Source organism: Dactylosporangium sp. NPDC000555 (genome assembly GCF_040300025.1).
Classification (GTDB): domain Bacteria; phylum Actinomycetota; class Actinomycetes; order Mycobacteriales; family Micromonosporaceae; genus Dactylosporangium.
Map to the genome: position 1 here is coordinate 1 of NZ_JBEPDB010000158.1, position 8,184 is coordinate 8,184.

At 66.4% G+C, this 8,184-nt stretch carries 10 protein-coding genes and 1 tRNA gene; 1 reads left to right on the forward strand and 10 read right to left on the reverse strand.

Annotation, left to right across the window (positions count from 1 at the left end):
• Positions 1 to 120 precede the first annotated feature (120 nt).
• Both ABT297_RS41985 and ABT297_RS41990 read right to left on the reverse strand, forming a co-directional pair.
• Positions 121 to 648 (reverse strand): NUDIX hydrolase, encoded by a 528-nt coding sequence (locus tag ABT297_RS41985; protein WP_350559435.1) that lies wholly within the window; start codon positions 646 to 648, stop codon positions 121 to 123.
• Positions 641 to 1,519, reverse strand: coding sequence for a class I SAM-dependent methyltransferase (locus ABT297_RS41990; RefSeq protein WP_350559438.1), 879 nt, complete (start codon positions 1,517 to 1,519; stop codon positions 641 to 643). The genes ABT297_RS41985 and ABT297_RS41990 overlap by 8 nt, the downstream gene beginning before the upstream one ends.
• Positions 1,520 to 1,862: 343 nt before the next feature.
• On the opposite strand from ABT297_RS41990, the gene ABT297_RS41995 reads away from it, so the two are divergent.
• Positions 1,863 to 1,934: transfer RNA gene (locus tag ABT297_RS41995), tRNA-Lys, on the forward strand.
• Between the two features lie 1,612 nt (positions 1,935 to 3,546).
• On the opposite strand, the gene ABT297_RS42000 is transcribed toward ABT297_RS41995, so the two are convergent.
• From ABT297_RS42000 to ABT297_RS42035, 8 genes are all read right to left on the reverse strand, one after another.
• Positions 3,547 to 3,801, reverse strand: coding sequence for a Txe/YoeB family addiction module toxin (locus ABT297_RS42000; RefSeq protein WP_350559441.1), 255 nt, complete (start codon positions 3,799 to 3,801; stop codon positions 3,547 to 3,549).
• On the reverse strand, positions 3,798 to 4,073 hold the full coding sequence (locus ABT297_RS42005; protein ID WP_350559444.1) for a type II toxin-antitoxin system Phd/YefM family antitoxin: 276 nt from the start codon (positions 4,071 to 4,073) through the stop codon (positions 3,798 to 3,800). Before ABT297_RS42005 ends, ABT297_RS42000 begins: the two co-directional genes overlap by 4 nt.
• Positions 4,074 to 4,589: 516 nt before the next feature.
• On the reverse strand, positions 4,590 to 5,201 hold the full coding sequence (locus ABT297_RS42010; protein WP_350559447.1) for a YdeI/OmpD-associated family protein: 612 nt from the start codon (positions 5,199 to 5,201) through the stop codon (positions 4,590 to 4,592).
• 214 nt (positions 5,202 to 5,415) lie between these two features.
• Positions 5,416 to 5,628 (reverse strand): tyrosine-type recombinase/integrase, encoded by a 213-nt coding sequence (locus tag ABT297_RS42015; protein WP_502885723.1) that lies wholly within the window; start codon positions 5,626 to 5,628, stop codon positions 5,416 to 5,418.
• 123 nt (positions 5,629 to 5,751) lie between these two features.
• Complete coding sequence (locus ABT297_RS42020; RefSeq protein ID WP_350559450.1) at positions 5,752 to 6,405, reverse strand: hypothetical protein; 654 nt, start codon at positions 6,403 to 6,405, stop codon at positions 5,752 to 5,754.
• A gap of 191 nt (positions 6,406 to 6,596) precedes the next feature.
• Positions 6,597 to 6,869, reverse strand: a complete 273-nt coding sequence (locus ABT297_RS42025; protein WP_350559453.1) for a hypothetical protein — start codon at positions 6,867 to 6,869, stop codon at positions 6,597 to 6,599.
• Positions 6,870 to 6,916: 47 nt separating this feature from the next.
• On the reverse strand, positions 6,917 to 7,564 hold the full coding sequence (locus tag ABT297_RS42030; protein ID WP_350559456.1) for a maleylpyruvate isomerase family mycothiol-dependent enzyme: 648 nt from the start codon (positions 7,562 to 7,564) through the stop codon (positions 6,917 to 6,919).
• Positions 7,554 to 8,036, reverse strand: a complete 483-nt coding sequence (locus ABT297_RS42035) for a MarR family winged helix-turn-helix transcriptional regulator (protein WP_350559459.1) — start codon at positions 8,034 to 8,036, stop codon at positions 7,554 to 7,556. The genes ABT297_RS42030 and ABT297_RS42035 overlap by 11 nt, the downstream gene beginning before the upstream one ends.
• Positions 8,037 to 8,184 lie beyond the last annotated feature (148 nt).

Here is an 8,184-nt window from a genome sequence, read left to right on the forward strand (position 1 = left end):
GAACCCAACATCGCCCGCGCCACCAGACGCGCCAACCGCCGCACCCACGACCTGATCAGCGCCGTGACCAGCACACCGAGAACGCAATAGCCCTGGGCCGATACGCGACTGGGCGAGCGGTCATGGCAGCGCGCTCAACGGTGCTACAGCCTCACGGAACCGCTCAGCAGCCCGTTCGAGATAGGTTTCCCAGGCGGTGGCGGTTCGCGCTTCTGCCGGCTGCGGGAACGGGATCCGCACCGTGGCCAGCCGCACGGGGGTCGATGCGCCGTCGCGGCCGCGATGCCAGCTCCGGATCGTGCCCTCGCCTGGATAGATCAGTACACGCTCGACGGTACCGACTGGATCGTCGAGAAGGTGGGCGTAGGAGAATCTGATATTGATCGCTGCGGTGCGGGGGCTTACTCCGAGCGAGCGTCTTGTACGTGATCGCCGACACATTTGCTGGACGGTGTCGACCTCGGCACCGAACTCCTCCCGCAGCTCCCGGATCATAGCCTGCTCCACCGACGCGTCGCCCGGCTCGACCCCGCCGCCAGGAGTCGTCCAGTACGGCCCCAGCCCCGGTTTCGTCCGCCTGATCAGCAACAACTGTCCGTGGCGGTCGATAGGAATCGCCCTAGCAGCTCGCCTGACCACCTCACGCATCGGCGCCCTGAAGCCAGCCCAAGAGATCCGCCTGTCCCGGCGACTCGTCCACCGATCTTTGCAGCGCGGTGTCAGGCTGGCGCTCGGCCGTGTACAGCGCAGTCACGTAGTGATCCACTACCGAGCCGCCGGGCTGGCAGACGATGATCTCCGCCACGTCGTCGAGGAACCCCTCGCGGCGAGCAGGGTCGAGCTCACGCACGTTCGGGAACGTCGCCCACAATGCCCGCGCGGCGGCCGGCGTCAACGGGTTATCCCAGCGGATCAGTTCGACGTGGACCGGGCCGAACCAGCCGCCCGCTGCCAGTTCCGCCGTCCGGTCACCGACCCGCATCGGTGCCGGCATCTCGGCCGGATCCCGCACCTCGTCGGGCATCCACCGCCGGTACAGCTCCTGCAGATCGGCGCGCCAGGCCGGGGTGCGGTCCGGGTCGCCGAACACGGTCCACCACACCGCCAGCCAACCACCCGGCCGGATCAGCCCGGCCAGCCGGCGCACCGCGACATCGGCATCCAGCCAGTGCAACGCGGTCGCGCACACCGCCAGGTCAAACCCTTCGCTGGGCAGTTCCACGGCAGCGAAGTCGCCCTCCACTACCGTCACGTCGCGACCTGCGAGGTTCGCCCGCAGCCGGGCCGCCAGCCCGGCGCCCAACTCCACCGCCACCACCGACGCGCCCTCAGCCACCAGCCGACCGGTCACCTGCCCGGTGCCCGGCCCGATCTCCAGCACCTGGGCACCGGGGTGCAGCCCGCACTCGGCGAGCACCTCGTAGACCCGCTCCGGGTAGCCCGGCCGGGCAGCGTGGTAATTGTCCGGATCCTCGTCGAAGATGGACCGACGCCGCACCCGTAGATCGTCGTCAGCCACAGCCGACCGCCCTACCGCCGGCCAGACCCCGAACGTGGGAGAAATATCGACGGTTCGTCGAGTGGCCGTAATAATCGCGGTTCTGGCACGTGTTGCGTGATCAACTACTGTTGATCCCCCGCGTGTACGCCGACACGCGGGACGGTGATCGCTGTGGGTGCTCCGTGGGTGCTCGGATGTTCAGGACCGTGGGCAGACCAGCCCGAACCCACCCGGATTTTCGCGACTGAAGGCACACTGCCATGTCCCACAATGTGGACTGGCAACATCCGGACCAGGCAATGCGCGTCAGGACGGAAACGGATGTGAGCGGTGGTGGGCGGACGGGGTACCCTATGTGCGCGGGCTGCTAGCTCAATGGCAGAGCTGCGGACTTTTAATCCGTAGGTTCAGGGTTCGAGTCCCTGGCGGCCCACAGTTTTTCCTAGGTCAGAGCCGGTGCCCCAGGTGGCGGCTCCGACGTCTAGGGCCGCGTACAGCACCGAAGTACAGCAGCAGCCGTCGTCCGCCAGTGGTGTTTGCCCGGCTGCAGCACACGTACGCCGAGCCTTCGTCGCTAAGGATGCAGATCGGCCAATCGGCGCAGCAGGAGGTTGGTCTGCTGCTCCATGAGACCTGCACGCTCCTTGGTTAGCGCTTCGAACTCGCCGTGTGCAGCAGAGTTCCGGATGCCGCCACATTGTTCTAGATCTTTTACGTCTTGAGCGGAAAGCACGCTGGCCTGCCGCAATGCGGCACTAAGGGTACTGATGGTTGGTCGGGGTGGAAGCTGCACATTTCGTGCGCCGGCTAGGGCGCGCAGCGCGACCTCCAAAGCGGCGCCGCATAAAAACGATCGGCGCTGCCGGGTGCGTGAGAGGATCTTCGTTGAGGCGACGAACCTGACTCATTACGTCGGTACTTACAAGAGCGGCTTCATCCCACTCCCGGACGCCTAAGATCTCGACCATGCCAGCTTCGACCTGTTCGGCCCATGTGGAGAGCAAGTCTGCTAGCTAGTCCTCCTTTCCCCCGTGTGGGCGGCCCGTTCCGGGCTGAAAACCGTCGGGCCCTTGTGCGCCGTCGTGGTTGCGGCCACGGTGGTTGATGTCGTCCGCAGACGTCGGCGCTGCTTGGTTCCATCGAGGCCGTTAGCTAGTCGGATGCGGGTGGCCACGCTGATGGGCCCTCCACTGTTGCCTCGAGCACGCGTTCTAGATTCCCCCTTCCACTGTGGCCGCCGCGGACGACACCCCCAGCATCGTTCGTGGAGTGGGAGAGGAGGAGACGTGCTGGAGGAATCGGAGGACAGGCAGGACGTCGTCGAGCGGGTCGCCGCGCTGGACATCGGCAAGGCCACGTTGGTGTGCTGCACCCGGTTGCTGTGGTTTTCGTACTAGATGACGCTTTGGAACCCCTCAGTGATCTCATTAGCCCGAATGGCCCAGATATTCCGGCAGTCCGACAGCAGGTGGCCGCAAGATCAGTTGGCGCGAAGGGACTATTGATGCACTCATCTGATACGGGTGCGGTCATCTGGCATTGCAACTGCCGAATTGGGTTGTACTGGATCAAGACGCCTACGGCGCAGCCCGCACGCGGTCACCGGCTCGGCGGGCAAGCGGCGCCAGCGCTCCGCGCCGACGCCGTAAACCCGCCCGGCCGGGAACCCGCGCACGGGCCGAGCAGAGTGCTCTTGAAAGAACGCCGGTTAGCTCCAGGCCGTCAAGGGTCCAGCAGCTTTGGGACCTCGGTCCGTCGAGCGCCATGCCGTAGCTCCCGCGGACACCGGTCGCTTCGCTCCCTGCCGGCTGATCCGGTAGTCGCGCTCTTTGCCTCCGGCGGGGCTTCCAGCCGGGGTCTCGGGGTTCCGGTGGGCGCCCCTCCGCAGCCCCCGCCGTCCAGGCAAAGCCGACAGGCCGGCGGCGGGGGCCGCCAAGCGTGGTCGCGGACGTCGCGGTCCGTACTCGCGAGGGCAGCCCCCACCGCCGGCCTGTTCCCCGGAGGGTGGACGACGGGTATACGGAGGGCCTGAAGCGAGGTGGGCGCTACTCGTAGTGGTAGCGGCACTGCACGATCTGGACGGTGTCGTCGACGATCCGGTACACCAGCCGATGTTCCTGATCGATGCGGCGGGACCAGAAGCCGGACCAGTTGCCGCGGAGTTGTTCCGGCTTGCCTTTGCCCTGGTGGCCGTTGCGGCGGATGTCCTCGATCAGCGTGTTGATCCGGCGGAGCATCTGGCGGTCCTGCTGCCAGCTCAGGTAGTCCTCCCAGCCGCGGGAGGCGAACTGGATCTTCACGCGGCGTCCGCGTTGCCGTCCGGGTCGATCAGGTCGTGGACTTCGCCGCCGCCTGCCCGCAGCTCCTCGATGGCCTCGTTCAGCCGGCGGGCGTTGGCGGGGCTGGCCATCAAGTACGCCGTCTCCTTCAAGGACTCGTACTCACGCAGCGAGATGATGACCGCATCCTCGTGACCGGAGCGCGTGACGACGACCTCTTCGGCGTCGTCCACGACCTGGTCGAGAACCTTGGCGAGGTTCTGCCGAACCTCTGAGTAGCTGACGGTGCGCACCGGACCCCCCAAAGCTAACGTACAAGAAATTGTACGTCGCTTCGGCTGGCGTGTCAGGTGCTGACTGCGGCGGCCGGAAGAGTACAGCAGCAAAGTACAGCAACGGATCGCACCGAGCCGGACCATGCCAACACGGAAACCGTTGTGTAGCAACGAATTCGGCTTCACCGCACCGCGTTGCCGCGACTCCGTAGGTTCGGGGTTCGAGTCCCTGGCGGCCCACCACGTGACCTGCGGTTTCTTCCTGGCTATCGGTCCGATGTGGGCCGTAGATGCTTGTTGGCTGCTCGTTGCCGCTTGCGTCGTTTCGGCCGCTTGACGCCATCCGCAGCGGGTTTGACCTGCGGGTTCGGGCCGGGTCCGGCCGCAACGGTGGTGGACTGCTGCGGGGGGGGTGGGTGGCTGGTTGCGGCGGCGGATCTTGTCCCGCACGCCTCTGGCGGTGGTGAGGACGAGTCGGGCGGTGGCTTCGGCGGCTTTGTGCTGGGCGGGTTGTCTGTTCCGGCAGACACCCCGTCACGATGTCGGCGGGTCCACCGGCCTGGCTCGCTGCGGGTAGATCGTCTCGTGCCGAGCCAGCATCGCCACGCACTCGGCGATCTTCCGGGAGCGCGTCTCGGCCCGCTTGACGGCATTGACCCGGCTGATGAGGGCGAAGAGGTTGGTCTTGGTGAGCACCTCGAACATCGCGATCGCCGCCGGGTCGGCGGCGATCGCGGCGTGCAGGTCGGCCGGCACCTCCGCTTCCGACGACGGCGCATAGGCGGCCGTCCACCGCCCATCGGCCTTCGCGGCGTCCACCGCGGCGCGGCCGGCGGGCAGCATCAGGCCGGCCGCCTCCAGCCGGGCCACGTTGGCGACGTTGCGTTGGGACCAGACGCTGCGGGGCCGGCGCGGGGTGAACCGCCTCCAGGAACTCCCCTCGTCGCGCTTGCGGGCCTGCCCGTCGATCCAGCCGAAGCACAGTGCCGCGTCGACCGCCTGCTGCCAGGTCAGCGTGGTGACGGAGCCGCCCTTCCTGGTCAGGGCGAGCCACACGCCAGGGGAGGCGGTGTGGTTGTCCAGCAGCCACGCGCGCAGCGCCGCGCCGTCGGCCACGATCAACTCGTCCAGATCGGCTCCGGCCACCACCGCAGGCTAGCTGACTACCTGAACGCGGCAATGAAGTAGCCAGGATGGCTGAGGTATCCAGCGCGCAACGTGATGCGTCTGCCTAAGCCGCCATCAATGGCGATCCTTCAACTTGTCCACCCGCGGCCCGCTGCCTGTTCGGATGTCCGTTTTCCGCGCGCCGACAGCTGCAAGACCGGGCGCTCTATTCGGCAAAGTCGCGAGCCGGTGGTTACGTGCCCGATGCCATGTAGGCGGCGAGGATGTAGTTCGGGTGCCGGTCGAGGTTGTTGCGGGCTCGGTCGTATCGCGTCGTCGTTCGCGGGTCGGCGTGGCGGGCAGCGATCTGCACGTCGCGGAGGCTAACGCCGGTGTCGAGCATGGTCGTGACGAACGTGTGCCTTGTGTCCGCACTAACCGCGTGCGGCGGCCATCGTGTGGTGATTCGATCGCGGCGACTTCCGGACGATCAAACGGCATTCAGGGTGCAGGTCGTGTTGTGATTCCACGCAGCTGCGGTGATCGAGGTCACGGTCTGGTGCGCGGCTCGGACCCGGGATGGGGCGGTTTATGCGAGGACGGCGGGGTTGCCGTGGAGGTTGCCGTCGCCGCAGGGCCAGGGCCCGTTGTCGAGTTGCGCGAGGCCGGTGTTCCGGAAGATGAGCAGTTCGTCGTGCAGGCCGAAGAGCACGTGGCCCTGTTCAAGCAGCAGGATTCTGCTCATCACGGCTCGGTCGTCGTCCTGGGCGAACAGCGTCCGGGTTTGGAGATCGGGATTGACGGTCAGGAGCTTGCCGTCGCGCCAGAGCACGGCCGTGCCGTGGGCGTCCAGCGCTGGATAGGTGGTGTAGTAGCCGCTCAGCGGCGGGCCGTTGCTCAGGGAACTGTCGGGTTTGAGGACACGGAACCGGGACCGCGACGGAGTGATGTTCTCCGATTCGGGGCCCCTGATGGTGCCGTGGTGATCGACGAGCATCATGCCGTGGCTGGGCCAGGTCTGTTGCGCGTGCCCTTCCGGGTCGTACTGCGTTGTCGTAAACGCGCCGTAGCCTTGCTGTCCGATCAGGAAAGAGCCGGCTCCGGTGATGGCCTTGTGCTGGTAGGGGCCCGGCTGGGTGGTTGTGACGATCCGGCCGGTGGCGGTGTCGAGAATGGTGCAGACTCCGATGCTGCTGCTGCCATCGGTGATGCCGACCAGTATTCGGTTGGCGGATGACCTCACCTGCTGGGTCCACGGCGGTGAGCACCGTGGCGTCGAAGTTGCGCCCGTCGTAACTGGTCACGAAGATCGGGCCAGTTGAGTCGTTGGTGGCGAGGCCCCAGACCTGCCCTGGCATGACCACTCGGTCTGGGCTCATTTGCGGTTGATCCTTCCGACGCGTTGTCGTCAGCACGATAGCGCTCGGGGCACGCTCAGCACGGCCTGATCTGGGCGGCGCGCGTCGGCAGGCGCCTCACGTTGCGTGTTGGTCCGGCAGCCCGCAGGCGGGCGATCTCGTCATGTTGGGCGGCGAGCCGGGACAGCGCTTCGGTTTTGAATGCGGCGAGTTCGGCGATGGTCTCGTCGCGTTCGGTCAGCCGTTGGCGCAGAGCGGTGTTCTCGGCTTTCAGCCGGGCAATCTGTGCCAGGCGCGGGTCGGGAACAGTCCCTGCCTGCTGGAGGGTGTGATGGCAGCCATGCATCACCGTGCGTCACCTGCAGCGATGAACGCCAGAGCTCCTGTCGCGGCAGATCAGTGCGTGGTGAGCAGGCTTTCGAGCGTGTGTAGGCCGGGTCCTTGGAGGTCGGCAACGGCGGCGGGCCGTCCAGCGGTGGCCATCGCCAGGGCCTCGATGGGGCCGCGTACCTCGGGGCCGTGCCCGGTGACCCAATCGGTGTCGGTGGCAGCGAGAGTGAGCCCGTTGAGCCGGCCTGCCGGGGCGAGCGCGCGGGCGACTGCGGGTGAGACGAGGTAGTCCAACAGGGTACGCCAGTGCTCTATGGGTACATCGACGGTCAGGCCTAGTGGTCTGGCTATGTCGCGCAGGTGGAGGCAGGTCTCGGCGAACGGTCCCATCGGGCCGACTCGCGGTGGGCTCACCTTGTCGGTGGCGTGTTCGCGGAGAATGGTGATGAGCTGCGTCGGGGGTGTCCGGGCGAGTCGTCTGGTGAAATGGTCGACGGTCTTGTTGGTGTCGCCCCGGTAGCGCATCGCGGTGAAGAAGAACCGCGGAAAACTGGCGATCATGGGTTGGGCGAGGTGCGCCGCCATGTGGCGCACGGTCCATCCGGAACACAGTGTGGGCGCGTTCCAATCGGCATCGTCCAGCGATTTGAAAACATCCACGATCATCAGCCGGTTGCGGCTGGTCCAGGTGTAGATCTGCTGGTCATTGATCATGCTCGTCTCCTCCGTGATCGTGGAGCTGAAGTGCTCGCCGGCGCACGTCACGGTTCAGTGCGTGCAGTACCTTGACGGCCGCGGCGATCTCCTGGGTGGTGCAGTCCTGTGCCATCTGCGACAGGTGTCGCCGCTCGTCGTCGCCGACTCGGCCGATCACCTCGGAGCCGACGTCGGTGAGTGCGATGAGGACCGAACGCCGGTGCTCGGGGTTGGCGCGGCTCTCGACATGGTTTCGCTCGATCAGATCGTCGACGTGACGCTGCACGCCCTGTCGAGCAAGGTCCAAGCGTTCGCCGATGGCAGGGACCGTGGCAGGACCATGCTCGGCGAGCACTTCGAGGACCGCACGCATTCCGACGGTCAGGCCCAGTGGCTTCAGCGATCCCTCGACCACCCGGGCGGAGTTGAGCACGAGTGGCCGGACTTGCTGAAGAACCTCGTAGAGACGGGAGCCCCGATCTCGCAACATGACAACAATGATGTCATATAAGCGTGTCGTGGCAGGCTCCCGTCCACCCACTTATCGGCTACTTATCTACTGGTGCTACGACCGCAGCCCGGCCAGGCTGGGTCGAGGTGATCGGCAGGGTCGCTCTCTCATCGGCTGCCCACTGCTG

What these genes read in the sequence shown, in the direction of transcription:
- ABT297_RS41985 (WP_350559435.1), bottom strand. Translation starts at nt 648, where the DNA reads ATGCGTGAGGTGGTCAGGCGAGCTGCTAGGGCGATTCCTATCGACCGC.
- ABT297_RS42030 (WP_350559456.1), bottom strand. Translation starts at nt 7,564, where the DNA reads ATGATCAATGACCAGCAGATCTACACCTGGACCAGCCGCAACCGGCTG.
- ABT297_RS42035 (WP_350559459.1), bottom strand. Translation starts at nt 8,036, where the DNA reads ATGTTGCGAGATCGGGGCTCCCGTCTCTACGAGGTTCTTCAGCAAGTC.